This window comes from Achromobacter sp. ACM04, assembly GCF_014851465.1.
Lineage (GTDB): Bacteria > Pseudomonadota > Gammaproteobacteria > Burkholderiales > Burkholderiaceae_B > Achromobacter > Achromobacter aegrifaciens.
The window spans coordinates 515147-532515 of record NZ_JACUZS010000003.1; the positions used below are offsets into that span (position 1 = coordinate 515147).

Here is a 17369-nt window from a genome sequence, read left to right on the forward strand (position 1 = left end):
TGCATACCGGGAAATCGGGGCGGCGGATGCCGTCCCGGAACACGCTGTGAATTTAACTCACCGGAAAGGGAGCAGGCATGCTGCAGGGCAAGGTCATACTGGATCTGACGTGGGTGCTGGGCGGGCCGTTTGCCGGCCAATTGCTGGCGCAACTGGGTGCCGAGGTCATCAAGGTCGAACCGGTGGGCGGCGATTACGCGCGCTCGGTGCCTCCCGTTTCCGACGTGCAGGATTCGCCGTTCTTCCTGTCGGTGAACCGGGGCAAGCGCAGCGTGGCGCTGGACCTGAAGCATCCTTTGGGCCGCCAGGCGTTCCAGGATCTGGTGCGCGAGGCGGACGCGGTGATCTATGGCTTCGCCTCGGACGTGCCGGCACGGCTGGGATTGGATCACGACACCCTGGCCGCAATCAATCCGCGCATCGTGGTCGGCCAGCTGATCGGGCTGGACGACCGAGGTCCCTATGCAGGCGCGCCAGCGTTCGACCTGATGCTGCAGGCCATGTCGGGTTTGATGAGCATCACGGGGGAGGCCGGCGGCAAGCCGGTGCGCGTCGGTTATCAGGTGGCGGATCTGGCGGGCGGGCTGTACCTGGCGCTGGGTGTCGCCGCTGCGCTGGTGCAGGCGCAGGCCAGCGGCGTGGGAGAGCAGGTGCAGGTGTCGCTGTTCGATGCGCAGATGGCCATGCTGACCTGGCAGGCCCAGGGCTATCTGCAGGGCGGTCCCGTGCCGCGCGCCAGCGGGGCGCGTCACGGCATGATCGCGCCCAGCGACATTTACCGCACGTCGGACGGGCGCTGGATCGCCTTGGCGCCCACCGGCGATGCGTTCTGGCAGGCCTTGTGCGCCGCGATCGGGCTGCCGGAACTGGCCACGGACGCCCGCTACGCCACGCCCGCGGCGCGCGTGGCCAACGTGGATGCGCTGACCGAGGCCTTGTCAGGCGCCATCGGCGCGCGCAGCGCGCAGGAATGGCTGGATATCTTCGAGGCGCGGCGCGTGCCCGCCGCGCTGGTGTTGGGCGTGGACGAGGCGCTGGCGCATCCGTTGGCGGCGTCGCGCGGCATGGTGGAAGAGGTGGCCAGGCCGCAAGGCGGCGAGCCCGTGCGCATGCTCGGCAATCCCTTCAAGTTCGCAGGCCAGCCGCGGCTGGACTATCCGCCGGCCCTGGGGCAGGACACCGAGGCGTTGCTGCGCGCCATGGCGGGTTATGACGACGCCAGCCTGGCCGCCTTGCAGGCGGCGGGCGTGATCCGGACTGGCGCCGCGACAGCGGGAGTAATGCAATGAACGCCGCCGCGGACGAGCGCGACGCAGGCTTGCGCGAGGACGAGCGCGCGCTGCTGCGCGGCCTGGCGTCGTTTGCGCAGGAGGCGGTGGCGCCGCTGGCCGCGGCCGGCTGCGGCGCGCAGGATTGGGCCGGCGTCCAGATCCGCGACGCCTGCCGGCGCGGATATGGCGGCATCGAGATCCCGGCGCGGGACGGCGGGCTGGGACTGTCCTACCGCATGCGGGCCCGGGCGGCGGAGACGCTGGCGGCGACGGATTTTGCCTTCGCCTTCGCGTTCATCAATCAGCACAACGTGGCCTTGCGCATTGCCGAACATGGCAGCGCCGCGGCGCGCGAGCGTTACCTGCCGGGGCTGCTGGCGGGCGACCTGATCGGGGGCACCGCCATGTCGGAGCCGCGCGCGGGCAGCGATTTCGCCGCCATCGCCACGCGGGCGCGGCGGCAGGATGGCGGCGGGTGGATCCTGGACGGCGAAAAGGCCTGGGTGGCCAATGCCGCGGGCGGCGAGCTGGCGCTGGTGTTCGCGCAGACCGATCCGGCGCGCGGGCCGGCCGGCATCGCCTGCTTCATCGTCGACCTGCGTGCGCCGCAATGCCTGCGTCTGACGGGCGCGGCGCTGGAAGGCCTGGGGGCGGCCGGCATCGCCGGCATCCGCCTGGAAGGCTATCGGGCCGAGGACAGCGACATGCTGTATGCGCCGGGCCAGGGTTTCCAAATGGCGCTGGCCGGCGTGAACAAGGCGCGCACGCACATCGCGGCGATGGCGGCGGGCCTGCTGGACAGCGCGCTGAGGCTGGCGGTGCGCCACGCGTCCGCGCGCCAGGCTTTCGGCCGCCCCATCATCGAACAGCAGGGTTTGCGCTGGTCGCTGGCGGACGTGTCGATGCGGCTGCAGATCCTGCGCATGTTGACGGACCGCGCCGCGGGCCTGATCGATGCCGGTTCGGACGAGGCAGTCCCGGCCGCGGCCATGGCCAAGAAATACGCCGGCGAGGAATGCCTGGACGGCGTTTCCGCCTGCATCCAGGCGCTGGGCGCAACGGGCTTGCTGCCGGCGCAGGGCATGGGACGGCGGCTGTTGGCGGCCAAGGCATTGTGTTTTGCCGACGGCACCACCGAAATGATGAACGAGCGTATCGCGGCCGCCCTGGCCTTGCGGTTCGCAGGGACGGCGCCTGCCACGGTGGCTGGCGCAACGATGCACAGGGAGGAAGGAATGTCGTATCAGGCCTTGAAGCTGACGCGAGGCGAGGACGGCGGCACGCAGGCGCGCCTGACACAGATCGCGCAAGACGAGCTGCCTGAGGGCGAAGTGCTGGTGGAGGTGGCGTACTCGTCGCTGAACTACAAGGACGCCCTGGCGATCACCGGCAAGTCGCCGGTGGTGCGCAGTTTTCCCATGGTGCCTGGCATCGATTTCGCCGGTACCGTGCGCCGCAGCGCCGATCCGCGCTTCAAGCCGGGCGACGCGGTGCTGCTCAATGGCTGGGGCCTGGGCGAGACGCGCTGGGGCGGATTGGCGCAAGCCGCGCGCGTGCCAGCCGACTGGCTGCTGCCCTTGCCGGCGGGCCTGGATGCCCGCCAGGCCATGGCCATCGGCACGGCGGGCTACACGGCCATGTTGTGCGTGATGGCGCTGGAACGCCACAACGCCACGCCCGAAGGCGGGCCGGTGCTGGTGACAGGCGCCAACGGCGGCGTCGGCACCGTCGCCATCGCGCTGCTGGCGGGCAAGGGATACACGGTCACGGCGAGCACCGGACGTCCGCAGGAAGCGGACTACCTGCGGAGCCTGGGCGCCAGCGGCATCCTGGACCGCGCCGCGTTGTCGGCGCCGGGCAAGCCGCTGCAGAAAGAGGCTTGGGCGGCGGCGGTCGATTGCGTCGGCAGTCACACGCTGGCCAACGTGCTGGCCGGCATGCGGTACGGCGCGCCCGTGGCGGCCTGCGGACTCGCCCAGGGCATGGACCTGCCGGCCACCGTGGCGCCGTTCATCCTGCGCGGGGTGACGCTGATCGGCGTGGACAGCGTGTATGCGCCCATGGCGCTGCGCGCGGAGGCTTGGCGCAGGCTGGCCGATGAATTGCCGCGCGGCATGCTGGAGGCCAACACGCAGGAGCTGGGCCTGTCGGAAATCGCGGCCGCCGCCGCGCCGTTGCTGGAGGGCAGGATACGCGGCCGCATCGTCGTCGACGTGAATCGATAAGGGCCGCAGCATAGCGACCCGCATACCACCAAAGGAGACTGGGCATGATGAAGCAACGATGGCGTTCCGTCATCGCTGCGGCGGCGCTTTGCGCCACCGCTGGCGCGGCATGGGGACAGGGGTATCCGGACAGGCCGGTGCGGCTGATCGTGCCGTTTCCGCCTGGCGGTTCGGTGGATTACGTGGCGCGCAACATCGCGCCCGTGTTGTCGCAGAAGCTGGGCCAGACCGTGGTGGTGGACAACAAGGGCGGCGCGTCCGGCACCATCGGCACCGCCGAGCTGGCGCGCGCGCCGGCCGACGGCTACACGCTGATGCTGGCTTTCGACTCGCACGCGGTTAACGGTTCGCTGTACAAGAATCTGTCGTACGACACGATCAAGTCCTTCGACTACATCAGCCTGATCGGCACCATGCCCGCAGTGCTGCTGACGGCCAAGAAGACCGGCATCACCACCCTGCAGCAGTTCCTGGACTATGCGCGCGCGCATCCGGGGCAGGTGAACTACGGTTCTTCAGGCGTGGGCGGCTCCAATCACCTGAACCTGGCCGCCCTGGCGGCGCGCACGGGCATCAAGGTGACGCACGTGCCTTATCGCGGGGGCGGCCCGATGTTCAACGCGGTGCTGGGCGGCGAGGTGGACGTGGTCATCGCCAGCCTGCCGACCATCGTTGGCTTCGTGCAGGGCGGGCGCCTGAACGCGCTGGCCATCGGCACGGCGCAGCCCGCGCCCGCGCTGCCGGACGTGCCGCCCATCGCCACGCTGGTGCCCGGCTTCGAAGCCTATTCCTGGGTTGGCATGCTGGCGCCGGCGGGCCTGCCGCCCGAGGTGCGCAAGCGTGTGCAGCAGGCGCTGCGCGACACGCTGGCGACCCCGCAGGTCAAAGACAGCATGGAGCAGGGCGGCTTCAACATCGTGTCCAGCTCGCCGGAGGAATTTCAACAGCGCGTGCAGGCCGAATCGCAGCGTTGGGGCAAGCTGATACAGGACACCGGCATAAAGATCGAATAGCGGCCTGGCATGGGCAGGGCTGCGGGGGCTGCCGGCGCCCCACGCCGCGCCTCAGCCCTTCAGCCCGATGCGTCGCGCCAGCTTGTGCAGATTGCTGGAGTCCACGCCCAGCGCGCGCGCCGCATGGGCCCAGTTGCCCTGGTGCGTTTCCAGCGCCCGGCGGATGGCCTGGCGCTGGCAGGCGTCCACCGCCTCGCGCAGCGTCTGGCCTGGACCGGCGGGCGCGTCGGCATCCTCCTGCGGCGCGGCCAGCGGCATGTCGCCGTCGGACAGGTCCAGCAGCTTGGCGCCCAGCGTCACGATTTCATTGCGCGTGGCGCCGTGGCTGACGGCCTTGATCGCGGCGCGGCTGATGACGTGCTCAAGTTCGCGCACATTGCCGGGCCAGCGGTAGCGGCGCAGCATGTCCTCGGCCTCGGGCGACAGCCGCAGGCTGCGCAGGCCCAGCCGCGCGCGGTTCAGTTCCAGGTAGCGGCCCGCCAGCAGCAGCACGTCATTGCCGCGGTCGCGCAGCGGCGGAATGGGGATGGGATAGACCGACAGCCGGTGATAGAGGTCGGCGCGGAAATCACCGGCGCGCACCAAGTCGCGCAGGCTGCGGTTGGTGGCAGCCAGGATGCGCACGTCGACGCGGCGCGGACGGTCGTCGCCCAGGCGCTGGATTTCGCCGTTCTGCAAGGTGCGCAGCAGCTTGGCTTGCACCAGCAGCGGCAGTTCGCCCACTTCGTCCAGGAACAGCGTGCCGCCGTTGGCGGCCTCGAAGCGGCCGGGGCGGTCGGCCACGGCGCCCGAGAAGGCGCCCTTGGCGTGGCCGAACAGTTCGCTCTCGGCCAGCGATTCGGGCAGGGCCGCGCAATTCACGTGCACCAGCGGCTTGTCGCGACGGCGGGAGAGCCGGTGCACGCGATGCGCGAACAGTTCCTTGCCGACGCCAGTCTCGCCTAGAAGCAGGATGGGCAGCTCCGAGTCCGCCACCACCTGGATCTCATGCAGCAGTCGGCCGATGGCTTCGCTTTGTCCCAGGATCTCGTTGTTGTCGGCGACGGCGCTGTCGGCCGGTTCGGCGCCGCGCGCCACGCGCAGCGCGCGGATTTCCGCTTCCAGGCGCGTGGTGCGCAAGGCGGCTTCCAGCAGCACGATGTAGTCGCGCAAGTCCGACTGGGCCTCGGCGTCGAAAGTGCCGACTTCCAGCGCGTCCAGCGTCAGCACACCCCAGGGGCGGCCCTCGATGTGCAGGCTGGTGCCCATGCAGTCGTGCACCGGCAGCGGTTCCCCGGCCATGCCGTTGATCAGGCCGTCATAGGGATCGGGCAGGGTGCTGTCGTGGTGGAAACAGGTGACGCCGCGCCGCGCCAGGATGGCCGCCAGCCGCGGGTGCTGCTGCACGGCGAAGCGGCGGCCCAGGGCATCTTGCGTCAGGCCGTCCACCGCGATGGGGCGCAGATGGTCTTCCTCCAGTTGCAGCAGCGCCACCGCGCCGCAACGGAAATGCGTGCGCAGGCTGGACACCAGCCGCTGCAGGCGGACGGCGGGGGGCAGGTCGGCGACCAGATCGGCAAGCAGGAGGTTTTGCATGGGGTGAATTTTACCGTTCGGGGTGGTTTAAACCTCACGTTTGCAGGGTGATATTCACCCTTTAATTTGCAGTTCATTGATAAATAGCAAGTTTTTCCTGGCACGGATTTCGCATTGCTTTCTGTACCCGTCACGAACTATGGAGAGACGCGATGAGCATGGTTGAGCAATCCCTGGGGCAGTTGGCCCGCAGCATCCCTGGCGCCACGCAGGTGTTTCATGAGTACCAGCTGGACTTCTGCTGTGGCGGCAAGAAGAGCCTGGCCGAGGCGGCGGCCCAGCGCTCGCTGGACGCGGCGCAGATCGAGGCGCGCCTGATGGAGCTGGCGCGCAGCCCGTCCCACGAGACGGATTGGGGGCTGGCCTCGCCGGCCGAACTGGTCGATCACATCCTGGCGCGCTACCACGAGGTGCATCGCCAGCAACTGCCCGAGCTGATCCGGCTGGCGCTGAAGGTGGAGCAGGTGCATGCCGACAGCCCGGACTGCCCGACCGGCCTGGCCGATCACCTGCGCGTGATGCAGCAGGAACTGGAAAGCCATATGCAGAAGGAGGAACAGGTGCTGTTCCCGATGCTGGCGCGCGGCCATGGCGCCATGGCCGGCATGCCCATCATGGTCATGCGCGCCGAGCACGACGACCACGGCGTGGCGCTGGAACGGCTGCTGGCGCTGACCCACGACATCACGCTGCCGCGCGCCGCCTGCAACACCTGGCGGGCGCTGTACCTGGGGTTGCGCACCTTCAAGGAAGACCTGATGGCGCACATCCACCTGGAAAACAACATCCTGTTCGAGAACGCGGCCAGTCCGGCGGCGCACGCGCGCAGCTAGTGTCCGCGTCCGGGCGCCGCAACAGCTAGCGGCGTTCCGGCGGAATGCCGTCCAGGCTGCGCCGCAGGGCCTCGTGCGCGGCCAGATCGACCGGGCGGTGCTTGCGCTCGGCGCTGGCTGGGTACTTGCCCAGGAAATTCCCGCCTTTGCGGTCGCTGGCCGGGCGCACGGGCCGGGACGCGAAGCCGCCGCCGCAATTGGGGCAGACATTGCCCAGCAATCCTTCGGCGCAGGCAGCGCAGAAGGTGCATTCAAAGCTGCATATCCGGGCGGCGGTGGAGTCTGGCGGCAGCGCCGCATCGCAGTGTTCGCAGCTGGGTCGCAAGGCAAGCATGTGGCCTCCTGGGGCGAGTGTCGGGTTCTGGCGCCAGGGTAGGCCGGGATGGCCGGCGGCGCCATTGGCATTACGGACAGAAAAGAAGTGAAAACGGCCAGGCTGGTTACGCTTGGCGGGCGGCTGCCGCCTGTACACTCGAAAATCCTTTCGAGGCACAGGGGATTCTTGATGGCTGGAAGCAGCTTCTTTGCACTGTTCGACGATATCGCGACCATCCTGGACGACGTGTCCGTGATGACCAAGGTCGCGGCCAAGAAGACGGCCGGGGTGCTGGGCGACGACCTGGCATTGAACGCCCAGCAGGTCACGGGCGTGCCGGTCAACCGGGAACTGCCGGTCGTCTGGGCGGTGGCCAAGGGCTCCTTCATCAACAAGCTGATCCTGGTGCCGGCGGCGCTGCTGATCAGCGCCTTCGCGCCCTGGGCCGTGACGCCCCTGCTGATGGTGGGCGGGGCCTTTCTCTGCTACGAAGGCGTGGAGAAGCTGGCGCACAAGTTCCTGCCGCACGGCGATTCGGACGAAGGCAATCACGCCGCGCGGGCCGAAGCCCTGCAGGACGACTCGGTCGATATGGTGGCGTTCGAGCGCGACAAGATCAAAGGCGCAATACGCACGGACTTCATCCTGTCGGCGGAAATCATCGTCATCAGCCTGGGGGCGGTGGCGGATGCGGACTTCACCCGTCAGGTGCTGGTGCTGTCGGTCATCGCCATCGCGATGACGGTCGGGGTCTACGGCCTGGTGGCCGGCATCGTCAAGCTCGACGACCTGGGCCTCTACCTCAGCCAGAAGTCGTCCCAGGCCATGGCCTGGCTGGGCCGGCGCATCGTGGGCGCGGCGCCCTATCTGATGAAGACGCTGTCGGTGGTTGGCACCGCCGCCATGTTCATGGTGGGCGGCGCCATCCTGACTCACGGCATCCCGCCGGTGCAGGCCGCGGTCGATCAGGCCGCCGCCGCGGTCGGCGGGGGCGGGGTGGTGCAGGCGCTTACGGCCACCTTGCTCAACGCCTTGTTCGGCATCGTGGCCGGAGCCGTGGTGCTGGGGGCGGTCAGCCTCGCCAAGCGGTTGTTCAAGAAAGGTTGAAGCGGGCAGGCGTCGTCCCGCCCGGCGGGACGCGCCTCGAGCCATCCAGGGGAGCGCCGCGGCGCTCCCTTTTTTATGTTCCTAGGGAATCCCCTGCCTTGTTGGGCCGGAATACGTGCGCCTAAAATTGGCGCCAATTTATGTGATCATTATTTTGACCACCGGCACAGACCATCGGCCTCCGCGGCCATGGAAACGAGGAAATCATGCAGTCCAACGCAGCACTTGCCATCCAGCCCGACGCCGCCCGCGCGCGGGCCATGTACGACCTGGGCCACAGCACCGTCTTCGCCGCCCGCTCCGATCCGCGCTTTTCCTATTGCACCTATGTCCCGCCGCACATCGACAGCGCCAGGCATCCGATGCAGCTGGTGGTGATCATGCACGGCACCGGCCGCGCCTTCGTGGAATACCGCGACGCGTTCGCCGAGTTCGCCCGCTGGAACGACTGCATCGTGCTGTGCCCGCTGTTCCCCGTGAGCCCGCTGGGCGACGGCAATCGCGACGGCTTCAAGCAATTGCGCGAAGGCAACATCCGCTACGACGAGATCCTGCTGGACATGGTGGCGGAAGTGGGCGAGAAGTTCGGCTGCGACTTCAAGAAGTTCGGCCTGTTCGGCTATTCGGGCGGCGGCCAGTTCGTGAATCGATTCGCCTACCTGCACCCGGAAAGCCTGTGGGCCGTGTCGATCGGCGCGCCGGGCTCGGTCACGCTGCTGGATCCCAGCCAGGATTGGTGGGTGGGCGTGCGCGATGCCGAGACCCGTTTCGGCAAGCGCATCGACATCGAAGCGCTCAAGCAGGTGGCGGTCCACATGATCGTGGGCAAGGCCGACCTGGAAACCTGGGAAATCACTCACCGCGAAGGCGGAAAGTTCTTCATGCCCGGCGCCAACTCGGCCGGCAATACCCGCCCGGAGCGCCTGGAGTCGCTGCGCCGTTCGTTCGAAGCGCAAGGCGTGAACGCGGTGCTGGACGTGGTGGAAAACGTGCCGCACGACGGCTTGAAGTGCGTGGGCCAGGTGCAGGACTTCCTGGCCTCCGCCCTACGCAAGCTCCGACATGAAGACAACTGAGACCGGCGGACGCGGCGCTTGCGGGCATCCGCGAGTCCGCGACCAGGAATAGGAGAGGGGCATGCTGCGTTTCGCGCTATCCCGGATCGTCATGGCCATACCGACGCTGCTGATCGTGGCGGTGGCGGTATTCGTGATGATCCGGCTCATCCCGGGCGACCCCGCCCAACTGCTGCTGGGCGACCTGGCGACGCCAGCCGCGCTGGCTGACCTGCGGGAGCGGCTGGGGCTGGACCAGACCTGGCTTACCCAGTTCGGCATCTGGTTCGGCAACATGCTGCACGGCGACCTGGGGTCGTCCATCAATACCGGCCAGCCGGTGCTGCCGCTGGTGTGGGACCGCTTCCTGATCAGCGGCCGCGTGGTGGTGGTGGCGGTGCTGTTCGCCGCGCTGGTGGCGGTGCCGGCCGGCATGATCGCCGCCTGGAAGCAGAACAAGGCGCCTGACCTGTTCCTGGTCGGCACGGCGACGTTGCTGGTGTCGATTCCGACCTTCTGGCTGGGTTTGCTGCTGCTGATCTTCTTCGGCCTCAAGCTGCAGTGGCTGCCAGTGGTGGGCTACGTGTCCATCGGCGAGGACTGGAAGGCCGGCCTGCTGTACCTGGCCATGCCCATCCTGACGCTGTTCCTGCATGAGATCGGCGTGCTGATGCGCATGGCGCGGGCCAGCACGCTGGAAGTGCTGCGGCTGGACTACATCACCCATGCGCGCGCCAAGGGGCTGTCGGAATCCGCGGTGCTGATGCGCCACGCGTTCCGCAATGCCTTCGGACCCACCTGGACGCTGATCGGCCTGGTGCTGGGCAACCTGCTGGGCGGCATCGCGGTGGTGGAAACGGTATTCACCATCCCCGGCCTGGGGCGTCTGCTGGTGGACTCCATCTTCGCCCGCGACTACCCCGTGATCCAGGGCTGTCTGCTGTTCGTGGGCGTGGTCTACGTGATCGTGAACCTGTTCATCGACCTTTGCTATCCCCTCTTTGACCCGAGAGTGACCGCCGAATGAAAAAGCGAATTGCAGCCAACGCGCTACTGGGCGGCGTCATCGTGGCGCTGATGCTGGTGGCGGCCGTCATGGGCGCCTTCTGGACGCCGCATGACCCGCTCAAGATCAACTTCGTGGCGCGCCTGAAGCCGCCTGGCGGCGAGTTCCTGCTGGGCACGGACGAATTCGGCCGCGACGAGCTGTCGCGCCTGCTGGCGGGGGCTTCCAGCAGCGTCTGGATCAGCCTGCTGACGGTAAGCTTCGCCATCGTCGCGGGCACGATCATCGGCACCCTGACCGGCTTTGTGCGAGGCTGGACCGACCGCGTCATCATGGCCTTCAACAATGCCTTGCTGGCCTTTCCCGGCCTGCTGCTGGCGCTGGGCCTGCTGGCCGTGGTGGGCGCCAACAAATACGGCATCATCCTGGCGCTGGGCCTGGCCTACACGCCCTCGGTGACGCGCATCGTGCGCGGCACGGTGCTGTCGCTGCGCGAGAAGGAGTTCATCGAATCCTCGCGCGTGCTGGGCAACTCCGAGCTTTACACCATGTTCCGCCATGTGCTGCCCAATTGCGTGGCGCCGCTGACGGTGCTGGCGACCTCGATGTTCGGCTGGGTGATCCTGGCGGAAAGCGCGCTGTCCTTCCTGGGCCTGGGCGTACCGCCTCCCGCGCCCACCTGGGGCAACATGCTGGCCGCTGCCCGACCGTTCATGGCGCAGGCTTCCTATCTATCCATACTTCCCGGCCTGGCCATCGCGCTCGCGCTGCTGGGAATCAATCTGCTGGGCGACGCGGTGCGTGACCGCCTCGATCCCCGCATGAGGGGCGTGTAATGAGCGCATTGGTATCGGTATCGAATCTGTCGCTGACCGTCGGCCCCGGCGGGCGCGAGATCGTCAGCGGAGTGTCCTTCGAGGTGGCGCCCGGCGAGATGGTCGGCATCGTCGGCGAATCCGGCAGCGGCAAGACGCAGGCCGCGCGCGCCATCATGGGCCTGACGCCGTCGCCGTTGGTGGTGGCTGGCGGCTCCATCAAGTTCGAAGGCGTGGACGTGACGCAGGCGTCGCCGGCTGCGCTGCGCAAGCTGCGCGGCGCGCGCATCGGCATGGTGTTCCAGGAGCCGATGACCTCGCTGAATCCGTCCATGCCAATTGGCCGCCAGCTGGATGAGGGCCTGCGCCTGCATCGCAAGGACCTGTCCGCCGCCGCGCGCCGCGAACGCATCCTGGAAATGCTGCGACGGGTCGGCATCCGCGATCCCAAGGGAGCGATGGAAGCCTGGCCGCACGAGTTCTCCGGCGGCATGCGCCAGCGCATGATGCTGGCATCGGTGATGCTGCTGGAGCCAGCGCTGCTGATCGCCGACGAGCCCACCACCGCGCTGGACGCGGTGGTGCAGCGCGACGTGCTGGAACTGATGGTGGACCTGACCCGCGAACACCATACGGCGGTGCTGATGATCAGCCACGACCTGCCAATGGTCGCGCGCTACACCGAGCGCATGGTGGTGATGCAGCATGGCAAGGTGCTGGAGACCGGCGCCACCGCCTGCATCCTGGAGCGGCCGCAGCATCCCTACACGCGCAAGCTGCTGGACGCCATGCCGCGCCGGCTGCCGGCGCGCCAACTGGGCAAGGAGCCGCCCATTGTCGAGGTCAAGAACCTGGTGGTCGATTACGCCGGCCACCAGCGACTGTTCTCGCGCACTGGCGCCAAGCGCGCGCTCAACGGCATCGACCTGCATGTCAAGCCGCGCGAAGTGGTGGCGGTGGTGGGCGGCTCGGGTTCGGGCAAGACCACGCTGGGCCGGGCCATTGCCGGACTGCTGGCGCCCACCTCGGGCCAGATCCTGTTCCGTGGCCAACCGGTGAACCGTCGGTCGGCGTCCTGGCGCGACTACCGGCTGAACTGCCAGATGGTGTTCCAGGATCCGTATTCCTCGCTGGACCCGCGCATGACCATCGGCCAACTGGTGGGCGAGGGCCTGCGCATGCTGGACGACATGCCCGCGGCGGAAAAGCGACGCCGGGTGGACGAAGTGCTGGCCGAAGTGGGCCTGGGCTCCGAGTACGCCAAGCGCTATCCGCACGAGATGTCGGGCGGGCAGCGCCAGCGCGTGGCGATCGCCCGCGCCATCGTGCGCCGTCCGGCCTTCGTCATCGCCGATGAGCCGGTGTCCGCGCTGGACGTGACCGTGCGCGCGCAGGTGCTGGACCTGTTTGCCGACCTGCAGGAACGCCACGGCTTTTCCTGCCTGTTCATCAGCCACGACCTGGGCGTGGTGGAGCAGGTGGCCGACCGCGTGGTGGTGATGCGCGACGGCGGCATCGTCGAGCAGGGCTCGCGCGACGCCGTGTTCGACCAGCCGCAAGAGGAATACACCCGCAGCCTGCTGTCGGCGATTCCGGCGCTGGAATCCACCGATACCGGCGGCGTGCGCCTGCGCTGGCGGCTGGACCAACAGGAGCCGTTGCGGGCCAGCGCCTGAGGGCCGGGTATCCCAGGGGGCGACGGCGCCGTCCCCCAGGGATACTTACGCATAAAATACGCGCTTCGGATTTGATAGACGGGAGTGGTCCATGCCGAAAGCGGCAACGGCGCAACCCGGCCTGGTTGATCGCATCGCCCACGATATACAGGCGGGCGTTTACGGTCCCGGCGCCTGGCTGAAACAGATCGACCTGCAGGAACGCTACGACGCCAAGCGTCTGGACGTCCGGCGGGCGCTAGACCAATTGGCCGCCAAGCGGCTGATCGCGCACATCCCGAACCGGGGCTATCACGTCTATGCCATGGATCCGGACCAGCATCTGCAGATCCGCGACATCCGCATCCTGCTGGAAACGGGCGCGGCGGCGGACCTGATGCCCAACGTCACCGCGGGCAAAGTCAAGGCACTGCGCACCCTGGCCGAACGCTTCGCCAAGCTGTTGCAGGACGGCACGCTGCTGGAACAGTACGAGGTCAACCTGGCTTTCCACGCGGGCATGTACGACATGTGCCGCAATCGCGAACTGGTCGCGCTGATCCACGAAACGCGCGCCCGCGGCCCGGCGGCGCCAGCCAAGGAATGGGTGACGCGTTCGCGCATCGAGATCTCCGCGCGCGAGCATTTCGACATGGTGGACGCGCTGGAAGCCCGCGACGTCAAGCGTCTGCAAAAAATCATTGCCCAGCACGTGGGGCAGGACATCTCCTGACGCTGCCAGCGTGTCCCGCGCTGCACGCATGCGGCGGCCTTCGGAAAGAAGGCCGCCGTTTTTCATTCCGGCGGCGTCTTCAGGGATACCCCCGATAGCGGAGCGGCGCATTCCGCTCATAATGGGCAGCTAATTTTGGCGCCAATATATGCGTGAATTTTGCGCCGCACGCCGGGGAGTTTTTGCATGCACCACGTTTTCGTACCTAGAGCGCTCGCGCTCAGCCTGGCGCTGGCCGCCGCCGGTTCGGCCCAGGCCGCGCTGCTGACCATCGCCCAGCCCGCCGACATCCGCTCGACCAACCCCGGCGTCAACCGCGACAACACCACCGACGGCGTGGTGCTCAACATCGTGGAAGGTCTGGTCGGCTACCGCGAGAACGGCACTGTGGGCCCTCTGCTGGCGAAGTCGGTGGACCTGTCGGAAGACGGCCTGACCTACACCTTCAAGCTGCGCGACGGCGTCAAGTTTCACAACGGCGCCGCGCTGACCTCGGCCGACGTGATCTGGAGCTGGCAGCGCTACATGGATCCCAAGACGGACTGGCGCTGCCGCAGCGACTTCGACGGCCGCAACGGCCTGAAAGTGACGGACGTGTCCGCGCCCGACGCGCAGACCGTGGTGATGAAGGTGGACCGAAAGTCGGCCGTGTTCCTGGATTCGCTGGCCCGCACCGATTGCGGCATGACCGCCATCATCTCCAAGGATTCGGTCGCGGCCGACGGTTCCTGGATCAAGCCGGTGGGCACCGGCCCCTACATGTTCAAGGACTGGAAGCGCGGCGAATACACCTTGCTGACGGCCTACAAGGACTACGTCTCGCCCGCCGGCGACAAACCGGACGGCTACGTGGGGTCCAAGCGTCCGCTGGCCGACGAGGTCAAGTTCCTGGTGGTGCCGGATCCTTCCACTTCGAAGGCAGGCCTGCTGTCGGGCGCGATCGACGCCGCGCAGATCACCAACACCGACGTGGGCGAACTGAAGAACGCCAAGAACCTGACGGTGTTCAGCCCACATGACGCGGTCAAGCACGTGCTGCTGTTCCAGACCGAGGATCCGGTCCTGAAGAATGTGAAGATCCGCCAGGCCATCGCCGCCTCGCTGGATATTCCGCAGGTCGTGGCCGCCGCCTCCGAAGGCCTGGGCCAGCTGAACAATTCCGCCGTCTACGCGGGGTCGGCTTATTACAAGGACGCGGAAAAGCGCGGCTACAAATACGATCCGGCCCGGGCGCAGCAATTGCTGAAGGAAGCCGGCTACAAGGGCGAGCCCGTGGTCATCTACGCCAACAAGCGCGCCCACGTACCGAGCTATCAAGTCGCGGTGATCGCCCAGGCCATGATGCAGGCGGTGGGCATCAACGCCAAGATCGAGGTGCTGGAATGGGCCACGCAGCTGGACCGCTACAACACCGGCAAGTACCAGATCAGCTCGTTCTCGTTCTCTTCGCGCCTGGATCCGTCGCTGAGCTTCGAGCAATTTTCGGGCGACAAGGCCAAGCAGCCGCGCAAGGTCTGGGATGACCCGGCGGCGCAGAAGCTGATCGATGAGAGCTTTCTCGAATCCGATCCGGCCAGGCGCCAGGCGCTGTTCGACCAGCTGCACGCCCTGATGCTGGAACAGACCCCCATGCTGATGCTGTACAACGGCGCGGATGCATGGGCATCCAGCAAGCGCGTGGAAGGATTCTCGGTCTGGGAAGGCAAGCCGCGGGCCTGGGAAACCAAGGTCCGCGACGGCAAGTAAGACGCTTGACGGCGCCGGGCCGCGAGTGCGGCCCGGCCTGAATCGCTAGTCGAGCTTCACGCCCGCCTGCTTGATCACCGCGGCCCAATCGCGCACTTCATTGCCCAGGAACGCACTCAGCTCGGCCTGCGTGGACGGCGCCAGGATCAGGCCCTCGTCGGCAAAACGCTTGCGCAGCTCGGCGTTGGTCAGCACCTTCTCCAGCGCCGGTTGCAGGCGCTGCACCACTTCCGCCGGCACGCCGGCGGGCGCCATCAGGCTGTACCAAGTGGTGGCTTCCAGTCCCTTCACGCCTTGCGATGCGGCGGTCGTGACTTCGGGCAGGGCGGGCGACTTCTCGATACCCGTCACCGCCGCGGCGCCGACCCGGCCGCCCTTGTACTGCGGCAGCATCTCCACCACCTGCGTCACGCCCATGCTCAACTCGCCCGAGGCCACCGCCAGCAGCACGGGCGCGCTGCCCTTGTAAGGCACGTGCACCAGTTTCCCGCCCGTGGCCAGGTTCAGTACTTCGCCGGTCAGGTGGGTGATGCTGCCCGCGCCGGAAGAGCCGAAGGTCAGCTTGCCCGGATCCTTGTTCGCCAGGGCGATCAGCTCGGGCAGGTTCTTCGCCTGCAGGCCCGGATTGACCGCGAATACCAGCGGGCTCTTGCCCACCAGCGTGATCGGCGTGAAGTCCTTGACCGGGTCGTAGTTCAGGTTCGGATACAGGCTGGGCGCGATGGCCAGCGTGGACACGTTGCCCAGCAGCAGCGTGTAGCCGTCCGGCTCCGCTCGCGCCACCGCATTGGTGCCGATGGTGCCGCCCGCGCCGGCGCGGTTTTCCACGATGACCTGCTTGCCCAGCGTGTCGTTCAACTGCTGCGACAGCGCACGCGCCAGGGTGTCGGCCGCGCCGCCGGGCGGGAAGGGCACGACGATGCGGATCGGTTTGCTGGGATAGGCCTCGGCTTGCGCCGCCGGGCTCAGGCCCAGCGCCAGCAACCCGGCCAGGGCCGTGGCCAGCAGGCCGCGGCGATTGATTTTCTGGTACTTCGACATGCTGCTCTCCTGATGAGAAAACGTGGGCGATGCAGAAAATGAATCAGCGCGCGGCGCCCTGGGCGGCCGGATGGTGCGCATGCCAGTGGCGCGCGATGTCGGCGCGCCGGCAGACCCAGACGTCGCCGTGCGCCGCCACGTGGTCCAGGAAGCGCGCCAGGCCCGCCGCGCGGCCCGGCTGGCCGACCAGGCGCAGATGCAGCCCCACGGACATCATCTTGGGAGCCGTGGCGCCTTCCTCGTACAGCATGTCGAACGCGTCGCGCAGGTACTCGAACAGGTCCTGCCCCGTGGCCATGCCGCCGCGGATGAACTTGGCGTCGTTGTTGGCCAGGCCGTAGGGCACCAGCAGATGAGGCTTGCCGGCAACTTCGGTCCAGTAGGGCAGCTCGTCGTTGTAGGTGTCGGAGTCGTAGAGAAATCCGCCTTCCTCGGCCAGCAGGGCGCGGGTGTTCAGGCTGGGGCCGTAGCGGCAATACCAGCCCAGCGGCCGCGAGCCCACCGTGCGGGTGATCGATTCCACGGTGCGGCGGATGCGCTCGCGTTCCTCTTCCAGCGTCAGGTTCTGGTGCCGTTCCCAGCGCCAGCCGTGCGCGCACACGTCATAGCCCGCCGCCTTGATGGCCTCGCAGACTTCCGGATTGCGTTCCAGCGCCAGGCCGCAGCCCAGTATCGTGGCCGCCATGCCGCGCTCCTGCAGCAGCCGGTGCACGCGCCAGAAGCCGATCCGGCTGCCATACTCGAACATCGACTCTGCCGCCAGGTCGCGCCCGGCGAAGCCGCCCGCGCCGCCCTCGGTCAGTCCGGTTTCGGATTCAGCGTCGCCGTCCGGCACCGAAGGCTCGCCGCCTTCCTCGTAGTTGATGCAGAGATTCAACGCCAGGCGCGCGCCGCCCGGCCAACGGGGATCGGGCGGGTTGGCGCCGTAGCCGACGAAATCGCGGCGCAAGTGGGGATGATCGGTAGTCATAGCGGGCT

At 67.8% G+C, this 17369-nt stretch carries 15 protein-coding genes and 1 pseudogene; 12 read left to right on the top strand and 4 right to left on the bottom strand.

What is annotated here, in order from left to right:
• Positions 1–77: 77 nt before the first annotated feature.
• From IB259_RS18775 to IB259_RS18785, 4 genes and pseudogenes are all read left to right on the top strand, one after another.
• Complete coding sequence (locus IB259_RS18775) at positions 78–1289, top strand: CaiB/BaiF CoA-transferase family protein (protein WP_192329890.1); 1212 nt, start codon at positions 78–80, stop codon at positions 1287–1289.
• Positions 1286–2428, top strand: a pseudogene (locus tag IB259_RS31025) (acyl-CoA dehydrogenase family protein); the annotation flags it as partial. The gene IB259_RS18775 and the pseudogene IB259_RS31025, both read left to right, overlap by 4 nt.
• A gap of 60 nt (positions 2429–2488) precedes the next feature.
• Complete coding sequence (locus IB259_RS31030; RefSeq protein WP_370528709.1) at positions 2489–3496, top strand: MDR family oxidoreductase; 1008 nt, start codon at positions 2489–2491, stop codon at positions 3494–3496.
• Between the two features lie 44 nt (positions 3497–3540).
• Positions 3541–4509 carry a tripartite tricarboxylate transporter substrate binding protein gene (locus IB259_RS18785; RefSeq protein WP_054450406.1) on the top strand — a complete coding sequence of 323 codons (969 nt, stop codon included), beginning with the start codon at positions 3541–3543 and terminating at the stop codon, positions 4507–4509.
• Between the two features lie 51 nt (positions 4510–4560).
• Here IB259_RS18785 and norR read toward each other — a convergent pair whose 3' ends face one another.
• Entirely contained in the window at positions 4561–6084 is a 1524-nt protein-coding gene (gene norR, locus IB259_RS18790) for a nitric oxide reductase transcriptional regulator NorR (RefSeq protein WP_054450408.1), read from the bottom strand.
• A 152-nt stretch (positions 6085–6236) separates the two neighbouring features.
• On the opposite strand from norR, the gene ytfE reads away from it, so the two are divergent.
• The gene (gene ytfE, locus IB259_RS18795) at positions 6237–6917 is read left to right on the top strand and encodes an iron-sulfur cluster repair protein YtfE (protein ID WP_054450410.1); all 681 of its coding nucleotides are present in this window, start codon (positions 6237–6239) and stop codon (positions 6915–6917) included.
• A 25-nt stretch (positions 6918–6942) separates the two neighbouring features.
• Here ytfE and IB259_RS18800 read toward each other — a convergent pair whose 3' ends face one another.
• The gene (locus IB259_RS18800; RefSeq protein ID WP_119449037.1) at positions 6943–7251 is read right to left on the bottom strand and encodes a DUF1272 domain-containing protein; all 309 of its coding nucleotides are present in this window, start codon (positions 7249–7251) and stop codon (positions 6943–6945) included.
• Positions 7252–7422: 171 nt separating this feature from the next.
• Here IB259_RS18800 and IB259_RS18805 point away from each other — a divergent pair, with 171 nt between their 5' ends.
• The 7 genes from IB259_RS18805 (at position 7423) to IB259_RS18835 (ending at position 15350) form a co-directional block, all read left to right on the top strand.
• Positions 7423–8340, top strand: coding sequence for a DUF808 domain-containing protein (locus IB259_RS18805; protein ID WP_175159617.1), 918 nt, complete (start codon positions 7423–7425; stop codon positions 8338–8340).
• A 206-nt stretch (positions 8341–8546) separates the two neighbouring features.
• Positions 8547–9416 (top strand): hydrolase, encoded by an 870-nt coding sequence (locus IB259_RS18810; RefSeq protein ID WP_054450417.1) that lies wholly within the window; start codon positions 8547–8549, stop codon positions 9414–9416.
• Between the two features lie 61 nt (positions 9417–9477).
• Positions 9478–10422: an ABC transporter permease gene (locus tag IB259_RS18815; protein ID WP_054450419.1), complete on the top strand. Its 945-nt coding sequence runs from the start codon at positions 9478–9480 to the stop codon at positions 10420–10422.
• On the top strand, positions 10419–11237 hold the full coding sequence (locus IB259_RS18820; protein ID WP_175159619.1) for an ABC transporter permease: 819 nt from the start codon (positions 10419–10421) through the stop codon (positions 11235–11237). Before IB259_RS18815 ends, IB259_RS18820 begins: the two co-directional genes overlap by 4 nt.
• The gene (locus IB259_RS18825; protein ID WP_192329894.1) at positions 11237–12892 is read left to right on the top strand and encodes an ABC transporter ATP-binding protein; all 1656 of its coding nucleotides are present in this window, start codon (positions 11237–11239) and stop codon (positions 12890–12892) included. The genes IB259_RS18820 and IB259_RS18825 overlap by 1 nt, the downstream gene beginning before the upstream one ends.
• 91 nt (positions 12893–12983) lie before the next feature.
• Positions 12984–13604, top strand: coding sequence for a GntR family transcriptional regulator (locus IB259_RS18830; protein ID WP_054450425.1), 621 nt, complete (start codon positions 12984–12986; stop codon positions 13602–13604).
• 186 nt (positions 13605–13790) lie between these two features.
• On the top strand, positions 13791–15350 hold the full coding sequence (locus IB259_RS18835) for an ABC transporter substrate-binding protein (protein WP_082400659.1): 1560 nt from the start codon (positions 13791–13793) through the stop codon (positions 15348–15350).
• 45 nt (positions 15351–15395) lie between these two features.
• On the opposite strand, the gene IB259_RS18840 is transcribed toward IB259_RS18835, so the two are convergent.
• Together IB259_RS18840 and IB259_RS18845 are read right to left on the bottom strand one after the other, a co-directional pair.
• Complete coding sequence (locus IB259_RS18840) at positions 15396–16391, bottom strand: tripartite tricarboxylate transporter substrate binding protein (RefSeq protein WP_119449042.1); 996 nt, start codon at positions 16389–16391, stop codon at positions 15396–15398.
• 43 nt (positions 16392–16434) lie between these two features.
• A complete protein-coding gene (locus IB259_RS18845) occupies positions 16435–17361 on the bottom strand; it encodes an allantoinase PuuE (protein WP_125473040.1) in 927 nt (308 codons plus the stop codon).
• Positions 17362–17369 lie beyond the last annotated feature (8 nt).